This window comes from Maribacter forsetii DSM 18668 (assembly GCF_000744105.1).
Classification (GTDB): Bacteria; Bacteroidota; Bacteroidia; order Flavobacteriales; family Flavobacteriaceae; genus Maribacter; species Maribacter forsetii.
In genome coordinates, this window is the sequence record NZ_JQLH01000001.1 from 2,951,406 (window position 1) to 2,971,091 (window position 19,686).

Annotated in this window: 15 protein-coding genes; 4 read left to right on the forward strand and 11 right to left on the reverse strand. The window is 34.3% G+C overall.

All coding sequences use genetic code 11. The features are described 5' to 3' along the window. Positions 1–16 precede the first annotated feature (16 nt). A complete protein-coding gene (nudK, locus tag P177_RS12710; RefSeq protein WP_036155308.1) occupies positions 17–598 on the reverse strand; it encodes a GDP-mannose pyrophosphatase NudK in 582 nt (193 codons plus the stop codon). Positions 599–804: 206 nt separating this feature from the next. Here nudK and P177_RS12715 point away from each other — a divergent pair, with 206 nt between their 5' ends. Beyond that, entirely contained in the window at positions 805–2,349 is a 1,545-nt protein-coding gene (locus P177_RS12715) for a M81 family metallopeptidase (RefSeq protein ID WP_394330712.1), read from the forward strand. Here P177_RS12715 and P177_RS12720 read toward each other — a convergent pair whose 3' ends face one another. The 10 genes from P177_RS12720 to P177_RS12765 form a co-directional block, all read right to left on the reverse strand. Continuing rightward, positions 2,350–3,003, reverse strand: coding sequence for a DUF2461 domain-containing protein (locus P177_RS12720; RefSeq protein ID WP_036158365.1), 654 nt, complete (start codon positions 3,001–3,003; stop codon positions 2,350–2,352). A 713-nt stretch (positions 3,004–3,716) separates the two neighbouring features. Next, a complete protein-coding gene (locus tag P177_RS12725; protein ID WP_036155312.1) occupies positions 3,717–6,140 on the reverse strand; it encodes an outer membrane beta-barrel protein in 2,424 nt (807 codons plus the stop codon). A 190-nt stretch (positions 6,141–6,330) separates the two neighbouring features. Continuing rightward, a complete protein-coding gene (gene mddA, locus P177_RS12730) occupies positions 6,331–7,068 on the reverse strand; it encodes a methanethiol S-methyltransferase (protein WP_036155315.1) in 738 nt (245 codons plus the stop codon). 189 nt (positions 7,069–7,257) lie between these two features. Further along, on the reverse strand, positions 7,258–7,941 hold the full coding sequence (locus tag P177_RS20225; RefSeq protein WP_036155316.1) for a hypothetical protein: 684 nt from the start codon (positions 7,939–7,941) through the stop codon (positions 7,258–7,260). Positions 7,942–8,101: 160 nt separating this feature from the next. Then, on the reverse strand, positions 8,102–12,133 hold the full coding sequence (locus tag P177_RS12740; protein ID WP_036155317.1) for a hybrid sensor histidine kinase/response regulator transcription factor: 4,032 nt from the start codon (positions 12,131–12,133) through the stop codon (positions 8,102–8,104). A gap of 265 nt (positions 12,134–12,398) precedes the next feature. Further along, positions 12,399–13,196, reverse strand: coding sequence for a TIGR00266 family protein (locus P177_RS12745; RefSeq protein ID WP_036155319.1), 798 nt, complete (start codon positions 13,194–13,196; stop codon positions 12,399–12,401). An 85-nt stretch (positions 13,197–13,281) separates the two neighbouring features. After that, on the reverse strand, positions 13,282–14,268 hold the full coding sequence (locus tag P177_RS12750; protein ID WP_036155321.1) for a hypothetical protein: 987 nt from the start codon (positions 14,266–14,268) through the stop codon (positions 13,282–13,284). A 284-nt stretch (positions 14,269–14,552) separates the two neighbouring features. Further along, positions 14,553–15,443, reverse strand: a complete 891-nt coding sequence (locus P177_RS12755) for a DUF6268 family outer membrane beta-barrel protein (RefSeq protein WP_036155323.1) — start codon at positions 15,441–15,443, stop codon at positions 14,553–14,555. Between the two features lie 273 nt (positions 15,444–15,716). After that, positions 15,717–16,226, reverse strand: a complete 510-nt coding sequence (locus P177_RS12760; protein WP_036155325.1) for a hypothetical protein — start codon at positions 16,224–16,226, stop codon at positions 15,717–15,719. Between the two features lie 5 nt (positions 16,227–16,231). Next, positions 16,232–16,693 carry a DUF4442 domain-containing protein gene (locus P177_RS12765; RefSeq protein ID WP_036155326.1) on the reverse strand — a complete coding sequence of 154 codons (462 nt, stop codon included), beginning with the start codon at positions 16,691–16,693 and terminating at the stop codon, positions 16,232–16,234. A 194-nt stretch (positions 16,694–16,887) separates the two neighbouring features. Between P177_RS12765 and P177_RS12770 the strand changes: the two genes are divergently transcribed. The 3 genes from P177_RS12770 (at position 16,888) to P177_RS12780 (ending at position 19,681) form a co-directional block, all read left to right on the forward strand. Further along, positions 16,888–17,370, forward strand: a complete 483-nt coding sequence (locus P177_RS12770) for a DUF4870 domain-containing protein (protein ID WP_036155328.1) — start codon at positions 16,888–16,890, stop codon at positions 17,368–17,370. A 182-nt stretch (positions 17,371–17,552) separates the two neighbouring features. Next, a complete protein-coding gene (locus tag P177_RS12775; protein WP_036158368.1) occupies positions 17,553–17,888 on the forward strand; it encodes a PadR family transcriptional regulator in 336 nt (111 codons plus the stop codon). Positions 17,889–17,890: 2 nt separating this feature from the next. Continuing rightward, the gene (locus P177_RS12780; RefSeq protein ID WP_036155330.1) at positions 17,891–19,681 is read left to right on the forward strand and encodes a PspC domain-containing protein; all 1,791 of its coding nucleotides are present in this window, start codon (positions 17,891–17,893) and stop codon (positions 19,679–19,681) included. Positions 19,682–19,686: the final 5 nt, after the last annotated feature.

The following is a 19,686-nucleotide window of genomic DNA, read 5'->3' on the forward strand; positions in this document are numbered from 1 at the left end:
AGTCGCATATAAAACTTTAAACTAACGAAGTCAACTTTGCATGTTGTAACAGCATAATGGTTTTGGCATCTTTAATCTCTCCACTAGCCACCATCTTCATAGCATCATTAAAATCTAATTCCAAAACCTCAATATTTTCAGTTTCATCATCAGCACCACCACCATCACTGACTTTCATACTTTCATCATACTCCCCTACAAAAAGATACACTATCTCGGTCACCGAACCAGGGGACATATAGGTTTGAAATACCTTCTGTACATTACTGATTTTATAACCTGTTTCTTCTTCGGTTTCTTTACGAACACAATCTGCTGGGTTATCGCCATCTAAAAGTCCCGCACACACCTCTATCATCATTCCGTCCTCATTACCATTCACATATGTTGGCATTCTAAATTGTCTGGTAAGCACAACAGTCTTCTTTTTAGAGTTATACAATAAAATAGCTGCACCATTACCTCTATCGTAGGCTTCACGTTCTTGTGTCTCCCAAGTACCATCTGGTCGTTGATATTTGAATGTATATTTATGTAGCGTATACCAATTATCAGAAAGTAGTTTTTTTTCTACTTCTTTTATGCTTCCGTTTTTCAACTCAATTGAATTTATAATTCGATTATAAAGATATAACTAGTACGTTCCAATTCATAAATAAAAAGGGTATTGTCTTCTCGTATATAACCTTAATAGCCTGAATATTGTTATCCAGCAAAAACTCTTGCTATTTAAATCTCTTTTTCTTTATCTTTTCAATGCTAACATAAACTTCCACTACCTTGAAACAATTCTACATCTACGCCATTTTACTTTTAGTATGTACCACCTCTTGTAAAGACGATAAGTCATCTAAAGAAATCAAAGAACTACCAAAAATTGCTATTGCCGGTTTGGGCATTGAAAGCAGTACCTTCTCTCCTGCTCTTTCCACCGAAGAGGTTTTTCATGCAAAAGTGGGCGATTCTGTTTTCTCTAGATACCCATTTTTACAACCAGACTCCATAAATAGAAAAAGAGCGGAATGGGTGCCTACACTTGTGGGTAAGTCTTTACCTGGCGGAACTGTAACCCGTGAAGCTTATGAATCTTTGGTGACTAAAAGTTTAAAACTACTGGAGGAAAATAAGCCATATGATGGACTCTTCTTTGACATACACGGTGCAATGAGCGTTGTTGGTCTAGATGACCCTGAAGGTGATTTTATAGCTCGTATTCGCGAAGTTCTCGGTAACGATGTATTGATATCTACATCAATGGATTTACATGGTAATGTATCTGAACGACTAGCTCAACATACCGATTTAATTACTTGCTATCGTATGGCACCTCATGAAGATGCTATTGAATCTAAAAAGAGAGCGGTTACCAATTTAATAGATAGATTAGAAAGCGGCAAAGGAAAACCTGCTTATAAAGCATGGGTTCCTGTACCTATACTTTTACCAGGAGAAAAAACAAGTACGCGTATAGAACCTGGTAAAAGTCTTTATGCCAAAGTACCTACGGTTGCCGATCAAGAAGGTGTAATCGATGCCGCTATTTGGATTGGTTATGCTTGGGCAGATGAACCTCGTAATCATGCTGTAGTTATGGTTACAGGCGATGATAAGGAAAAGGTTGAAAAAGGTGCCGAGAAATTAGCTCAAAGTTTTTGGGATGTACGTAATGAATTTGAATTTGTAGCGCCAACCACAACCCTGGAGGAAAGCTTAAAACTTGCTTTGGCAAGTGATAAAAAACCCTATATGATAAGCGATATGGGCGATAACCCAACTGCTGGTGGTTCCGGTGATGTTACCTGGACCTTGAAACAACTGTTAGCAAGACCTGAGTTTGCATCTAAAAACGGAAAGTCATTAATCTATGCTTCTATACCCGGACCAGAATTCGTAGAAAAAGCTAAGGAAATTGGTGTGGGCGGAAAAATTAAAGCCGAAGCAGGTGCCGCCGTAGATCATAGATTTGCCGGACCTTTATTGTTAGACGGAACGATTAAAGCCATAAAAGAAGGTGATGTAAATGCGGAAGTTGAAGTGGTCGTTAAGGTTGGAAATATTGATGTTATTGTGACTAAAAAGAGAAAACCTTACCACCACATGAGCGATTTTACAAATTTAGAATTAGATCCTAAAAACGCTGATGTTGTTGTCGTAAAAATTGGCTACCTAGTTCCTGAGTTGTACGATATGCGTGGCGATTGGACCATGGCGCTTACTCCCGGAGGAGTGGACCAAGATCTTAATCGTTTAGGGTATAAAAGAATTAAAAGACCGATGTTTCCTTTAGATAGTTTAATGACACAGCCAGATTTAAAAGTAAGATGGATTCCTGCAGCTGATACTAAATAACTAAACCGTAATCGCTTTATTTAAATAACGCCTAAACGGAAGCATTTCTTTATAGGCGTTTATTAATTCATCATCAAAAGAAGCCTTGTTGGTTTCCTTTGTGGAAAACTCTTGGAATACGGCAAAAGTCTTATTTTTGAGTAATTCTATATGTTTATGATTTTTATCAAAACCTTTAGGTGCGTTGGATAATTTGGCATCTTCGAAAAGTCCGCCAAAGCGAGTTTTGAAAGATTTTTTATTCAATATTTTGACAAAGTCCTCTCCATCATAATCAATAGCATCACGAACACTGCGCAATACTTTAGACTCAGGTCGCCATAATCCGCCTGCGAAAATGCAACGTTCAATACCTAGTTCAAAATAGAAATCTGCCGTCTTAGGTTTTTTGTCAAATCCGGCTCCAAAATGGTCTTTGTACACCGGTTTGTTTGGATGAAACATTAAATTATTATTGATTCTATTAATCCCTTTTTTACCGGGTGTATCGTAATATTCATCATCAATAGCAGCTAATCTACTATTCATACTATTTAACCATTCAATATACTCATCACGAACTTGGTAGTACCATTTACGATTGGCATCCATCCATTCTTTAGAATTATTTTTCTGTAATTCTTTGAGAAATTCTATTTGATTTTTGAAACTCATTCGTTGGTTATTGGTTGTTAGTTGTTGGTTGTTGGTTGTTGGAAAATTAAAATTCAAACTCAAGTTCAAGTTCAAGTTCAAGTTCAAAAATCAAAATCAAACTCAAACTCAAACTCAAAAAATAAATTCAAATGTTTTTAAACTTTGTACTTAGTACCTTCTGCTACTGGATTTTGGCTTTTGGGTTTTACTTAAATTTAGCTTCGCAAAATACTATTAAAAAGTCTATTCTCTTTGCTCTATATTCTTTCTACTCTTCTCAAAATATAAACATACTTCTTAATAATCTGTACTTTGTGCTTTTCACCATGTACCTTTTATCTAAGCTTTCATTCTAATACAAAAAAGCAAAATTTTAAACTCCTTATCTCTTTCTTCGATTTTTTTTCTTCCACCAAAGATGCATCCAATAGAAGCTCCAAAAAAAACTATCCTATACCCCTTCTGTAACTTAGCATTTCACTCTTATTCAGATTTAGAATTTATCTCATATTATAGTTCAAATGAAAATTTCTACTAGAGTTATCTTCAGTGAAATCTGATTAACTCTATTTAGCTTGTAGCAACTAATACCACCACTAATGAAAGGTCGATATCGGTATAGGTATCGTTAAAAATGAAGTCTAAATAAGGAATTTGGCTTGCAAAAAGAGAATAACCCATGAAAATTGAAATGTCACCATAAACATCTATATCAATTTAAATTAGATTTATTACATACGATTTCGTTCTTCTTGAGAACCGATTTTACGGTTTCTCTTTTCTTTTAGTTTTCGATTTCCAAAAGGAAAAGAATATGTTGCTTGAAAAATTCTTTCTGAAAAGTTATTATCGCCGTAGGTTTTTATACCAAGTTCTGGTTGATGGTATTCCCAATCTATAATACCGCTTGTAGCTGTAATATCTTGTATGCTAAATGTGAATGAACTCTCGTTTCTGAATTTTTTGCTTATTCCAAAGTTTATGAAGTGTCGCATGACTTGAACTTGGTCTCCCGATATGAACGGACTCATATATCGACCATCAATATTAGCCGTCCATGATTTTCCTAATTCAAAAACATTAGTAAGTTGAGCAGTAATCGTAAAAAGGTCTTTCTCAAAAGGAAGCGGACGATTAGAAACATCTTTTACATTCTTGTAGGCACCATCAAGATTCCAGTTCATTTTCCATAGTTTATTTATTTTGATTGGGAAACTCATACTTAGTAAAAGTCCATCCATACTATCGAAATTAATAGGAATACTAGTTTGTAAATTCTGTTCCTTGTTTACGGTGTTGTAAAAAGATATTGTACCTTTTGTTCTGTTAACTTCAAATGCAAAGAGAAAAGAACCTTGGTTGAATGCCAATCTTGCAGCGTTCGTAAACGAAGGCCTAATTCGTGTATTCGATGTCACAAATAAACTCGGATCAATTAATAAATAGAAACCAGCTAAATTCCAAAAAGCAGGGCGTTCTATACGTCTATTAAGAGAAAGCGTTAAGGTCTTAGTAGAATCTATGGTGTAACTTGTTCTAACAACGGGGAATAAATTGGTGTATGAGATACTAAAGTCATTTTCTCCAGAGGTATCATCCAGTTCGTAGTTATACTGCTCTAAACGAACTCCTAAGTTACTTTCCCATTTTTCATTCCATTTTTTTTGAACCGAACCATGTGCCGCTAAAATAATCTCGCTAATGTCATCATTCATCCCAAAAGATTCATCTTCAATCCAAACACCAGAATCTCTATTCTGAATACTAGAGATGGTATTCGAATTATTGAAGGTGCCTTTAAGACCGGTTTGTATTGTAGTTCCTTTTTCGTTTTTCCATTCACAGTCCCCCTTTACCGTATATATTTCAAATGAGGTATCACGATTAGAATCTGTAGCATCAATATTATCTTGAACTTCTAAATATGAAAGTTGTGAAGAATTAACCGCATCTAGCGAAACTCTATCCACATCCAGATTTAAAGAAGTTGCAGGAGTCAATTGCCAAAAATAGTTGAGGTTGGCAAAGGTATTTGTATTCGGATTATTGCTATTAAGCAGGTAATTTAAATCCGTATTTATAGTATTGTTAATTGTACCTATTGACTTACTGGTATAATCACGACCAGAAGTATTGCTTTTTGTGTATCCAAAAATAGTACCTACGATTTTGTTTTTTTCTATTTCAAAATCTGCACCTATAGTAAAACCAACTGAATTGTTATTAGGATTAGTAAATCTTAATTTGTTTTCGTAATAATATTGATTACCAAGATATTCATATTCTCGATAATGATTTATCTCCCATAATGGCGATTTACTCTGAGAACCGGTGACTGTACCATATAAATTTAATTTTTTATTTCTATAGTTTAAGTCAATACTACCATTTCCTTTTTCCCTTTGCCCAATGCCAAGTGTTAGACTTGCATTACCATTTAAACCAAATAAATTGTTCTCTTTCATTACGATATGAATAATACCGGCAGCGTTGTTAGCGTCGTATTTTGCAGAAGGCTGATGAATAAGTTCAATTCGGTCTATGTTTTCGGCCTGCATGGCTTTTAGTTGTTGAATTAAGGCTCCAATAGGTACGCGAGAAATTCTATCATTTATCATGATTAGAACTGCACCTTTATTATTCAAACTTATGCTGTTGGAGTTTTCCTGCACAATTACTCCTGGTGCTTTTTGAAGTACTTGTAGTGCGCTGTTCCCACTAAATGTTGGTAAGGAGCCTACATTCAATATCAATCGATCACTCTTTTGTTCATAGAGTAGTTTTTTACCAACCACTGCTACACCCTCTAATTCTTGGTTTTGGGCAGCTAGTTGAATAGTTCCTATTACAATTTCTTTAATAGTCTGGATTTCTACAACCCTAATATTGGGTTCGAACCCAAGTAGAGAAATATTTAGTGTATAGTTTCCAAGGGCGATATCCTCCAGAAAAAATTCACCTTTATCGTTACTAGTAGCACCTTTGACCAAGGCAGAATCAAGTGTGCTTAATAAAAGGACATGGGCAAAGGCCAAAGCTTCTTTATTCTCATCTAAAACGGTTCCTTTTATAGAACCGTTTTGTGCAGATAAAACTTGTGCAATTCCAGAAAACAATAAAGTCAATACAAGGCTCTTGTAATATGCGTATTTCATCGTAGTTTGAATTTATGATGAGTAAGTCACCCGTATTTCTACATAATGCTAGTTGCAAAACTTTTTTTAGTAAACTACCCCAATGCAAGCCCCCGAGGCATTAAAAGGAATACACTATGATTTCAAGGCAAGCCTCGGGGTATTTAATCTCGAATATCGAGTATATAGTTGAAGTTGTTCAAATCTTCTTTTATCCTTTTTTGAATTTGGTAAACGGAAAGATCATCGGCACTCTCTTTTGGTAATTCTCATAATCTTTTCCTAGAAGGTTCCTCAAATCCTTTTCCTCTAAGTACTTCACGGCAATTAGCATGTAAGTGGTCGTTACTATGGCAAATAGCAGTCGACCATAGGTCATGGTAGGTGCTGCCCAAAACGCTATTATAAAACCTAGCATTAATGGATGTCTCACCAATTTGTAAAACCAATTGACTTGAAATTCTGGGTAGGTCAGGGACTGGTCCTTAAAGTTTTGATATATCTGCGTCAGGCCGAAAAGCTCAAAATGACTTATCATAAAGGTAGAGAGGAATACAATTGTCCAACCCAAAAAGAATATTGCCATTACTATAAGAGAAACTATATTTTCGGTCTCCCAAACAATTGTAGTCATTGGCTGCCATTTCCAATACATAAAAAGAAGAATCAAACTCGACAATAAAATATAAGTACTGCGTTCCATAGCAGGGTCAATTATCTTAGTAAACCATTTTTTAAAAGCAGGGCGTGCCATAATACTATGTTGAAGGGCGAAAAGACTTAATAAACAAAGGTTGATGAGAACTGCAGGTACCAGGGAAATTTCTTCTCCGGTATCTATTGATTTGGGTACGAAAAGGTTTCCGACAAAGCCGATAGCATAAAGAAAGGCTACTAAAAAAATGAGGTAAGCGATGATTCCGTAAATTACAATGAGTACTTTTTTCATGATTTTTGTTTTAAAATGGTTATTTATTTTAGCCTGGTCCTAATTAAAATTTGTTTGTTCTATACAAAGCTTTATAGATTTATTTCAAAAGAACAGATAGAAATTATCCTCATTGCTTTTGAACATATATACTACTCTGAAAAGTTGTGAAATTCTATCAGAGTAGTATTTTATGCTAACAATTCCTTGTTATTCTTCTATATCAAAATGAGTAATCAATTCTTCATATGTCATTTCACTAAAGTCATTGCTGTTTTTAGCAGAATTCACAGGAGAAGAAGGTGAAGAAAAAGAAGAAGCTGGAATTACAAATATTTTGAATTCATCAAAAATTACCTCCTCTAAATAAGCAAATAAAGTACCTAACTCATATAGATTTACGACAAAATCAGAACTTGGACCACCAGACAGAAGAGCTGTGCTTCCCTCTATGATTACCCTTGTTTCAAATAATGTAGGCGTTCCTCTACCAGGAACAGGCACCCAACGCTTTTGGGTTACAAATGAATTTCCGGCATTGGGTGTTTGAGTAATCTCAGCATAAAACCCTAAAACTAAACTCTCGTTTATTTCATTTAGCGATACACCGTCCATTGGGTAGGTAACACTACCCGTAGTAATGGTTTCTGACCCATATTCTAATAGTTGAACATCTGCATTACCATCTTCGCCATCTATACCATCGACTCCATCTGATCCGTCAGCTCCATCAGCTCCATCAGCACCATCAACTCCGTCGAGACCATCTGAACCAGTTTCACCTTGAGTACCAGCGGGACCAACAGCTCCATCTTCACCGTCTTTAGCACAAGAGGTAATTGTTAATGATAAAATGATTAATACGTAGGCAAAAAGTTTCATTGTAGTTTTCATAATGTTTGTTTTAATTATTATGATACAATGATATTGTGCATTAATAAAAAGGACTTGTACAATTAATTCAAATAATAGTAGTATTGGTTCATTGACAAAAAAAAGCAAGCACTATTATTGCATTTTATGCAATAAAAAATATCAAATAACTGAATATCAATTATTTATGAATACTACTTGGAGAAATTCCAAATTCGTCTTTAAAAGCTCTACTGAACCAAGAAGGGTCGTTAAAACCAACCTCATAGGCAATTTCGGAGATTGTTTTATTAGTGGTTTCAATTAATTCTTTAGCTTTTTGTAGTCGAATAAATCGAATAAAAACTGCTGTAGATTTATCGGTAATTGCTTTTAATTTTCTGTAGATTTGAGACTCACTTAAATGAATTTCTTTAGCTAATTGAGATGTTCCAAAATCAGCATCATCCAAATTATCATGAATGACTTTTATTACGTGTTGTAAAAATTTGGTTTGAGGATTTTCTATTTTATTCTTGACTAGAGCTGCAAACCCATGTTTTTCTAATTTACCAATCAATTTTTTGCGTACCAAAATTAATTGATCCAAACGTGTAAATAGTTCCTCTTTTATAAAAGGCTTTCCCAAATAGGCATCGGCACCATGGGTTAGCCCATTAAGTCGATCTGCTGTAGTAACCTTTGCGGTTAAAAGTATTATAGGAATATGATCTGTACGTTCATCTGTCTTTAAGGTTGCACAAACTTCATAACCATCCTTGCCAGGCATCATTACATCACTTATAATGATATCAGGTATTTTTTCGTAGGCCATTTCTATACCAACATTACCATTATTGGCATGCAAGGTTTGGTATTTTCCTTTTAAACATGTTTTTAAATAGTGGGCCACATCGTCATTATCTTCAATGATTAATGCCAAGGGTAATGTGGAGGTCTCATCTAAAAAAGACGGAATCGTTTTGGCAATTAAAGTAGTTTTGTTAAGTGACGGTTCAACAGTTATTTTAGCGTCAGCTGTTTTAATCGCTTTATTCGTTACAGGTAATTTTACGATAAAGGTACTCCCCTTACCAAAGGTGCTCTCTACCGCTATGGTTCCTTTCATTAATTCCACAAATTCATTAGCTAAAGAAAGACCTATACCCGTACCTTGTTGCTTGTGCGAAGATTCATTTTCAACCTGATAGAAACGATCAAATAAATGCGCGATGTCATCTTCTGCCAACCCTAAACCGTTGTCCTGTACTTTTAATTGAAAAAACTCAATCTCTTTACTTTTGATTTTGTTAAGGTGAACAATAATTTTACCATGTGCTGGGGTAAATTTTATTGCATTTGAAAGTAAATTAGAAATAATGGAGGCCACTTTGTTTACATCAATATCCATCTCCAAAGAATCAATTTCTGAGTAAATGGTGAGGTTGATATTTTTAGACTGCGCCAAGGAATGAAAACTTTCACTCAAATATTTCACAAACGGAATGGCATCGGTCTGTACCAGATTCAACTCCATAGAACCACTTTCTACTTTTGCCAAATCAAGCATTTCATTGACCAATTGTAACAAGTTTTTACCATTTCTGCGAATCATTTCCAAAGAATTTTCAGCCCCTTCAAAACTCTCTTCTTTAACTTTGGATTTTAAAGTGTCAGCCATACCGAGAATAACTGTCAGCGGTGTTCGAAATTCATGGGTAATATTTGAATATAGCTTTGTTTTTGCCTCGTTCAATAATTCGAGTTGTTCTGTTTGATGGCTTAAAAGTTCATTTTTTTGTCGTATTTCTAGAGTGCGTTTATTAATGATGTTTTCTAATCTTATATTTTTTTTCTGTAATTCATTAGATCTCCATTTAGAGTATAGCCCAACAATGCCAATTGTTCCTAAAACATAAACTACATAAGCCCACCATGTTCTATACCAGGGGGGTAAAACAGCAAAAGAATAATTATCTTCAGTACTTATATGATTAAAGACATTCTTCGAACGAACCTTAAAGCTATAGTCTCCTTCAGAAATATTAGTATAATCTTTTTTGGTTTCCGACGTCCATTCTGACCAATCTTCATCAAAACCTTCTAGTATATATTGGAATTGGTTTTTAGACTCGTCATCAAAACTAGTACTGGAATACTCAAATCTAAGTGCGTTTTCTTTAAATTTAAGGGAAGGAGGTTTTACTTCTGTTCTAGCTCCTCCATATAATAAAGAATCTTTTAAAAATGTTACTTTTCTAATAAGGGTTTTGAAGTTTTTAGAACTTTCTGTACCAACATCCAAATCATGTCTGATAATACCTCCGCTTCCTCCATACCAGACGACATTATTATCTTCGGGAAAATGAGCGACCCCAACATCTTGAGTAATTCTTTCATCAAAATTTTTTTGTATCGTATAATTACCATCCTTTGTTTTTATCGCCTTTATTCTTGATCTTCTTTTATCATCTTTCTTTATTTGAGCGAACATCCATAAATTTCCCTTTTTGTCTTCTCTTTTTAACGAGATTTCTCCTGGTAGTTTTAAAAGTTCGTTAATACTGGAATCTCGGATAATGCTATCGTTTTGTTTATCATAACTATACACATCATGGTCTATATTGAAAAGTACCTTATCCTTTATGAATCTAAGAAACAAGATACCTTCGGGTAGTTCCTCGTTAGCTTTAAAATGTTTTACAACAGGTTGCTGCTTGCCTAAATTAGTAGTCATCTTCCAGACACCGTCATTTTGAGATTCTAACCATAGATTTCCATCGCTATCTTCAACAATTTCTCTTATATCATCTACAATTCCATTAATTTTTCCATCGTTTTGCCATTTCCCATTCTTGTAAATAATTGACGCTAAACCGTCAATTAAGCCTACATAAATACGTTTTGGATTTTTCTTTGACCGAAATAGCGCACCGCTTTGTAAATCAATTTGTTGAACAAGTTTATGGTTTACAAAAACGAATAACCCAGCTCTGGTACCAGCGAACAAGGTGTCCTTTGATATGAGGAATTCAATAGCCTGCTTTGAGGAAATTTTGGTGGAGGAAACCGATGGTCCTACGTTTTTAAACAATTTATGACCTTCAATACTGTCTTCCTCTAGTCTTAAAACTCCATTGTAGTTAGCGGCATATATTTTACCGTTGTATAAAATAATGTCATTTACATATCCTTCGATACCTTTTCTGTCATCAAAAATTGAATACGGAGATTGAAGTTCAATACGGGAAACACCGTTATTAGTCGCAGCCCAAACACCTTTTTGTTGGTCTTCAAATAAACGAAAAATGGCATTGTCTTGTAACCCAAGATCCTTATTCACCTCCTGTACTATATTTCCGTCTTGATCAATGGTTATGATTCCATTTTTTATAGTCCCAATAACATAATTTCCATTCCTGAGTTTAAGTATTCTACGGGCTAACCATTTTTCTAAAAATATTGAGGTATTAAGATTTAAGGGTTCTATTTTTCCATTATTTGTCACAAAAAGTCCTTGCCCGTAAGTTAAGAGCAACAGCTCGTTATTTTTGTACAAGGCAACATCCGTAATTGCCTTAATCCCTGCGGTTGAAGCATTGATTATCTCTTGAGAATCATTTGCACTTATTTTTATAAGCTTTACTTTGTTTTTTACAACAAAAACATTCTCGCCTATTTTTTTACATAGATTAAAACCTGAAGGAGCGTCGTGAATTGAAAAAGCATTGTTTTTCCATTCAAATATTTTTTGTTCAGATCTGAAGTAGACAATGTTATTATGCGCGCTAATATCTTCTATTTGCTGAAAATTCTTATCCTCTAAATCTTTCTTTAAAGAAGTGAATTTTAACAAGCCTGAATTGTCAGGTTCTAAATACCCTAATTCATTGTACCCTCCCACATATATTCTATTGTTCTCATCTATAGCCATCGCTCTTGCGACTCCAAAATTGGGTAATTGAATAGTTCTCCAAGAGGTACCGTCATATTCTAGAATACCTTCGTTATTGCCGATATAGATTATTCCCTCTTTACTTTGAAGAATGTCCCAGTTCTGCGATGCACCTTTATAGTGAATTGAAGAATAGTTTTGAATATATGGCAATCCAATTTCAGAAACCTGTTGAGAATAAACACAGTGAAAAGTAACGTTTAAAACAAGCGACAGTAGAAATAATAGCTTAAAGCGATTTTTTGAGTAAATGGAATATAAGATTTGAGTTTCCTCCATTTTTCACTTGGTTTTAGAAAAATTGGTCCATTTGCACTCCAAATGAAATTAGAATTAGCAAAAAACAGTTCTAAATTTGAATTTTCGCTTTCATAACGAATTTAGTAAAGTACCTCCCCAAAACTTAATGTAACTGTACCATAAGTGATAATCCAAGTTTTGTTAGCTAATTATTATGTGTAGACTGTAAATCAATAGCGTATGATAATATAATTTATAGCATTCTTTAAACAATAGTTTTAATAAGAACAAACAATAGTAATAATTAAAACCGATTATCCCCACCAACAATGTCACCAAGTGTACCTAGAATACTACCTTCTCCTTTATCTTTTCCTCCTCTTGGTATAGATGCTAGTACCCTTCCTGCTAATCTGCTAAATGGTAGTGATTGTATATAAACAGTTCCCGGTCCGCGTAGGGTTGCAAAGAATAAACCTTCTCCGCCAAAAACTGTATTTCTAATACCGCCAACGAATTCAATATCGTAATCTACTTCTTTCGTAAAACCAACGATACAACCGGTATCTACTTTTAAAACTTCACCCGGAGCCAATGTCTTTTTTGCCAATGTTCCACCTGCATGAACGAAAGCCATTCCGTCGCCTTCTAATTTTTGCATGATAAAACCTTCACCACCAAAAAGTCCGCGACCTAATTTCTTTGAAAACTCTATACCTACAGATACTCCTTGTGCTGCACATAAAAAGGCATCTTTTTGGCATATAAAGCGACCGCCCATTTCTGATAGATCAATTGGTAGAATTTTACCGGGATATGGAGAAGCAAAACTCACCTGTTTTTTTCCCTGACCTATATTTAAAAATGCCGTCATGAAAAGACTCTCACCTGTCAACATTCTTTTTCCTGCTGAAAAAATCTTTCCTAAAACGCTATTGTCTTGATTGCTACCATCACCAAAAATGGTACTCATTTTAATATCGGTATCCATCATCATAAAACTACCAGCTTCGGCAACAACTGCTTCTTGCGGGTCTAGCTCTATTTCAACATATTGCATTTCTTCCCCAAAAATCTCGTAATCTATTTCGTGTGCGTTCATGTGTATTTTGTTTTTGATTGATGCTTATTAGTTGATGTAAGATAGGTTTTGTTACAATTCTAAATTAAAAAATTGTCCAGTCAATCTATCTGATTATATCATTATGAACAATTGTTCCATTTAACCCTAAAGCATAAATACCTATATCAATACTCCCCCAAAGTCCATAAAATGGTATATCAGCCTCAAACACGGTTGTTAGTTCGTTCAGTTCAATGTTATATTTGTAAATTTTATTTCCTGTTAAATACCTGCTTGTTGCAATATAAAACTCCTTAGATTCATAAATTTTGAATCCACCTACAGGTAGCAGTCCACTAATTAAGGTTTCCCAAGATGCCCCGTCATATTTGAGCACATTCCCCCCTGTACCCGTGGCATAAATTTCATTCTCGGAAATACCTTCAATATGATCTAAATAGTTTCCTTGTAATTTGTCTTCTTCTAACATTGCAGACCAACTAGTACCATCAAACTTCATTATATAATCCTTATCTAAATTATAACCCACAATAAATAGTTTACTTTGTATACCCCATACATCGGTTACTATAAAATCGTTAGAATCATAAATTTTGACCAGCTCATCAGATTCGATTTTATATAGTCCATCCCAAGTGGTAATGTAGACAATACCATTAATAACTTTTATTTTTGTAAAATTAATGTTCCCACGTATTTCTTCCCATACTAGACCGTTGAATTTTAGTAAAATACCACTATCCAAACCATCTGCAATACGCCCCACAGCATAGATTTCATTGCAGGACACTCCAGCAATTCCAAGTAAAACTAATCTTGCATCAAAATCAGCTTTCTCAACTACCCATTCCCCATTAGTCTTTTTTAGAATAGTTCCTAAATGTTCGTTTATATTAACACCTAAAGCTCCACCTACAGCATATAAGCATTCCCCATTTCCCCAAATATGACCTAATGGGACATCTTCTATTATAGTCGTTGAAACCCATTGACCAGTTAATTCTGTTGCAGAATATTCATCAGAAGTATCGTTCTTTTCACAACCTAAAAATAAAAAAATCGAGCAGACAGTAAGTAATATTTTTCTCATGTTGAATATTATTTGAATTACTGAAAATGTGACACAAATTACAAGCCAACTTACATAGTTACTTGTTAAATAATCATTAGTAAATTCTTAAATTAAAAAATGAGGTTAACATAAGTTGGTGTTTAACGTAAAGTGACATTTGCATTTTACTTTGATTATACCCTACAATAGTAAAGGTGGCAACTTTATTACAAATTACCACCTTACTCTTAAAAACTAGCTCACTTAAATACTATCAAAGTGGCATGACATAGCCTACTTTTAAATTTTACAACAAGTATGTTTTAGTACACCTCTCTATCATTTGTCTTATTCGTGAAGGTATATTTAACCCCTACATTGAAGTAAAAACTATTAGACATATCAAAATCGTAAATTTCGTTATTGCTATAATCTTGTATCTGCATACGGTTGTAGGCAGTGTATCCTCCTTGTGCGGTTGCGGTTAACTTTTCCCATAAATGAACATTATAACCAAGACCAAGCAATACACTTGTTTGTCTTAGAGTACCGCTATAGTCCTCTTTGTAGACCTCCACTTCGTCATTTATATTACCCGTAAAACCGCTTAATGTGGCAAAACCTTCAAAATCATGATTTTCTGCCAAAGTATACTTAACACGGCTATCTGGAACACCAACTTTGTAAGCCCAATTATCATTTAATCTTCTAGCATAGGTTATCACTGGTATTGGGTAGTACAGTCCGTACTTAATATCATAAGCTGCACCAAAGGTTAATACACTATTATCTCTACCGTTATACTTACTCAGGGTAAGCATGGCATTAAAAAACAAATCATCAGATGCAATATTATCATCTCTAAAATTAGAGGATATTTGAGATTCTTGCATGGCATATATGCTCCAATCGTTTCTTAGATTTCTTTGATAGGTAAATCGTAAACTAAAAGAATTGAAAGTTTCAATTTCTCCTGTTTCAAAGGGTACATCTTCATCTATGTAGCTTAATGTTGTGTTTTGTAATTTCCCTCCTACTGTAAATTTTTCTGTAGTAGTATTGATCATGGGAATGTCTGCACCAGCTTGCAATCTATAAATATCAGTTACATTACTACTTGGCAAAAACTCTGATTGTATATAAACATCATCCATCTCTTGCCCGTACACCCAACTTACCATAACCAACATTAAAAAAATCGATACTTTCTTCATACTCTGAACACTATTTATATTATGATTACAAGAATGGTCTTAGCCATTCTATACACCATAAAAGTGAACATTATCTAAAGTATCAGCAATCTAAATATATATGTAGAAATAGTATATAGAGCAATGGGTAGATTTAATCTACCAAACAAAATATTTTAATAAATCTTAAGAAACATCTAAAACCTGAAAGTTTTAGACTCTTTTAAATCAGGAAATATACAATGAAAATCAATCAAAATATTTAAAATCATAACATTGTAAAATACTAAGTAATCAACTGCTAATTGCCGCTAGAAGCTCCGTTGGCTTTTTTGAACCAATAAGGTATTTTTTACCATTGGTTAGAGTTAAAGCAACTCCTTTTTTACCCTTTACATTATAGACCGTACCGTACTTTTTAGTTTTTCTGATTCCGTATCCCACAAAATCATAATCGATTTTCTTAGCCTCATTAATATCACTCAGGTTGATTACTTTTTGAAAGAATAATAGATGACTAATTTTAATTTCCTTATCTGAAACCAATACTTTAAGTTTTGATAACGCCAAAAATAATATGGTAGCCACATAAATTAGTACGAATATAAATTGAACCATTGATATTCTACCTGATATCCAAGATATACTGACATTACTTGAATCGTTAGAAATAGAACCACCGTACAAACTAATTATGGTACTTACTAAATTTATAGTGGTTAAGACAATAGGCGCCAGTATAATCAACCACAACCACCATTGCGTGAATTTTTGTGTTTCCTTAAACCGTAAATCTGCTCTCATTTCTACTATTTTTTCTGCTTTAATCTAACTGTCCATTCAAACTTAAAGGTACTTACCACTACTCCATCTGTATTTACTCCTACAGATTTCATCCAAATGGTTTGTCCTTCTCCGGTAGCAATCGTTTTATCTAAAGCTTCTTTAATTAAGTGTCCGTCTTCACAAGTAAATGTAATTCTACCTGTTGCTTTCTTTGAAAAATTTGCGGTGTTGTTCGCTACTAACATAGAGATTTTCTTTCCTGTTGCTTCAATTTGGTCTATCATTAAAGCCCCGGTCGTCAATTCTGCTGCCATACCTTGAACAGCCCAAAACATAGAATTAAACGGATTCTGATTGAACCATCTGTGCTTTACCGTCACCACTGACCTGTTTTTATCTATTTCCTTTAAACGTACACCGCACCACCATGCAGACGGTAGTTTAAAAATGGAAAACATATTGATTTTACTAGGTGTTACCGCCATTTTATTCTAAAATTTGGATAAAAATAGCTATAATTTACTCCATTCTAAAATGTTAAAATATTGTTAAATATTAGTACTATGCGTTACATAGTACCTTTTTTTAGACATATATTTGCATAGGAAGTTAATAGGTAATCAAAGTAATTGGCTTTCGCATAGTATTAAAATCAATCATCATCAGTAACGAATCAATCATGACAGAATCAGTAACAAAGCACGAAAGAAACCTCTCTGCATTAATACATGCAAGTACGTTTTCTAAATTCTTTATTCCGTTTGGGAACTTCATCATTCCCTTAGTATTATGGACAGCGAATAAGAAAGAATATGAGTTTGTAGATCATAACGGTAAACAAGCTTTAAATTTTCAAATTAGTATACTTCTCTACTCTATTCTTGTAGGTATGGTTAGTATTCCATTCTTCTTAGGCGGATTTTTACCTAACATTTTCGACTTTGATAATTTCGGTTTAGTGAATGTTCACAGTTTCAACAGTATCAACATCAATTTTGACACCGATGATCTATTTGGTCCGTGGATGGTTCCTGTTGCACTACTAGGTCTCGCACAATCGGCATTATTCATTATCAACATTGTGTATACCATACTGGCTACCATAAAAACAAATGAAGGAGAAGTTTTTGAATATCCTTTCACTATAAAATTTATTAAATAGCATCATTAGCTTACATTATATATTGGGTATTCATCACACCTTTAAGAGTTTATTAATCAATCAAAAATCAATCAGGATGTTTATTCATCGAACAAAAAACGAACAGTTAACCTATGCAGACAACAGAGACAATGGAGCAATCTCCCGGGAAAGCGGGACTGCATAAAAAGCAAAAAGAGATTATGAATGTAGAAAATACAAAAGCACAAATGCGTAAAGGGGTTTTGGAGTATTGCATCCTGTCCATTTTAAATGGGCATGATAAATATGCTTCTGAAATCTTAGCTACGCTAAAAGATGCTAAAATGCTTGTAGTGGAAGGTACTATTTATCCGCTACTGACCAGATTAAAGAATGCAGGACTTCTGAACTACCGTTGGGAAGAATCTACTTCTGGACCGCCAAGAAAATACTATACATTAACCGAGACTGGTAAAATATTCCTTAAAGAATTAGATACCACTTGGGACGAATTAAGAAAAGCCACCAACCTGGTAACCAACTCAAAAAACAGCTAATCATGAACAAAACAGTAAATATAAATTTAGCAAACATGCTCTTCCATATAGACGAAGAGGCATACAATATAATGCGTAGGTATTTAGAATCTGTGAAACGTTCTTTTGCCAACACACCGGGCAGCGATGAAATCATTGCCGATATAGAAGCTCGTATAGCCGAACTTTTTCATGACAAATTAGAGAATGAAAGACAGGTTATCACGCAAAAAGAAGTAGATGAAGTTATTGCCATAATGGGGCAACCAGAAGACTATATGGTAGATGAGGACATCTTTGAAGATGAACCTAAAACCAAGTCTGCTTATACTAAAGAAAGAGTAAAAAAATTATATAGAGATACAGAAAAGAAATACGTTGCGGGTGTATCTGCAGGCTTAGCACATTACTTTGGTATTGACCCATTGTGGATTAGATTACTTTGGATTTTCTTGACCATTTTTACATGGGGCGGATTTATCTTCATTTACGGTCTTCTTTGGATTCTTATTCCTGAAGCTAAAACTACGGCTCAAAAATTAGATATGAGCGGTGAAACGGTCAATATCAGTAATATTGAGCGTAAAGTTAAAGAGGGTTTTGATGACGTAGCGGATCGTGTAAAAAGTGTGGACTATGAAAAAGTAGGCGACACCGTCAAAAAAGGAGGTAAAACAATTTTTGACACCTTTGGTGATATTGTAATGTTCCTATTCAAAATCTTTGGTAAATTCATTGGTATACTTTTGGTTATCATTGGTGCCGCAACATTGATCGGTCTTTTTGTAGGCATGTTCACCGTTGGTATTTTAGATATCATTCATGTACCTGGTATTGACTTTTACAATGTTGTAAACTCTACCAACCTACCTATTTGGGTAGTATCGTTATTGGCATTTTTTGCCATTGGCATTCCGTTTTTCTTCTTAATGTATTTAGGATTAAAAATATTGGTAAACAACTTAAAGTCTATTGGTACGGTTGCTAAATTCTCTTTATTGGGTTTATGGTTGATATCAATTATATGTTTGGTCATATTCGGCATTAGAGAAGCTGCAGCACACGCATATACCGGTAGCACATCTGTAGAAGAGGAGATTACAACAGTAATACCAACTGATACTTTGAACATTAGATTGGTTTCTACGGACGAGTATGACCATGAAAATGATATGAATCTGGGAGATACTTTTCTTTCTTATGACGAAGCTGGTAATAAAGTTTTGGTTTCTGATGATGTAAGGTTTCGTATTCGTAAATCTAAAGATACCCTAGTTCGTGTTCAAGTTAGAAAAGAAGCGGACGGCCCATCTAATAGAGAAGCAAAGGATATCGCCAGTCAGATCGTATATGAATATGAAGTAAGCGGCAATACGATTTCTTTTGATGACTTTTTAACCACACAGGTTCCTAAGTTTAAAGATCAAGAAGTTCGTGTAAACATATTTTTACCGGTAGGTACTATTTTAACTTATGACCAGACAAATTCTAGAGATTGGATTACGACCGTTAATACTGATAGAGATGTTGAAGGTCTAGAAGGCTATATCTGGAAAATGACCGAAAGCGGAGAGCTTGAATGCCTAGACTGTCCTGATTTTATTGAAATGAAAGATGAAGATGACGACAGCTCTAATCGCATCAACATCAATGAAAATGGTATCGACATTAATATCAACGATAATGGTGATAAAGGAAAAATCATCATCAACGAAAATGGAATAGACATTGACGTTAACGATAATGGCGAATCATTTAAAATGAAGTTAGACGAGAACGGTGTAAAGGTTGACACAAACGATAGTATCAATTAATTACA

Coding starts and splice junctions, on each gene's coding strand:
- P177_RS12720 (WP_036158365.1), bottom strand. CDS start 3,003: ATGAGTTTCAAAAATCAAATAGAATTTCTCAAAGAATTACAGAAAAAT.
- P177_RS12725 (WP_036155312.1), bottom strand. CDS start 6,140: ATGAAATACGCATATTACAAGAGCCTTGTATTGACTTTATTGTTTTCT.
- mddA (WP_036155315.1), bottom strand. CDS start 7,068: ATGAAAAAAGTACTCATTGTAATTTACGGAATCATCGCTTACCTCATT.
- P177_RS20225 (WP_036155316.1), bottom strand. CDS start 7,941: ATGAAAACTACAATGAAACTTTTTGCCTACGTATTAATCATTTTATCA.
- P177_RS12740 (WP_036155317.1), bottom strand. CDS start 12,133: ATGGAGGAAACTCAAATCTTATATTCCATTTACTCAAAAAATCGCTTT.
- P177_RS12745 (WP_036155319.1), bottom strand. CDS start 13,196: ATGAACGCACACGAAATAGATTACGAGATTTTTGGGGAAGAAATGCAA.
- P177_RS12750 (WP_036155321.1), bottom strand. CDS start 14,268: ATGAGAAAAATATTACTTACTGTCTGCTCGATTTTTTTATTTTTAGGT.
- P177_RS12755 (WP_036155323.1), bottom strand. CDS start 15,443: ATGAAGAAAGTATCGATTTTTTTAATGTTGGTTATGGTAAGTTGGGTG.
- P177_RS12760 (WP_036155325.1), bottom strand. CDS start 16,226: ATGAGAGCAGATTTACGGTTTAAGGAAACACAAAAATTCACGCAATGG.
- P177_RS12765 (WP_036155326.1), bottom strand. CDS start 16,693: ATGGCGGTAACACCTAGTAAAATCAATATGTTTTCCATTTTTAAACTA.
- P177_RS12770 (WP_036155328.1), top strand. CDS start 16,888: ATGACAGAATCAGTAACAAAGCACGAAAGAAACCTCTCTGCATTAATA.
- P177_RS12775 (WP_036158368.1), top strand. CDS start 17,553: ATGAATGTAGAAAATACAAAAGCACAAATGCGTAAAGGGGTTTTGGAG.
- P177_RS12780 (WP_036155330.1), top strand. CDS start 17,891: ATGAACAAAACAGTAAATATAAATTTAGCAAACATGCTCTTCCATATA.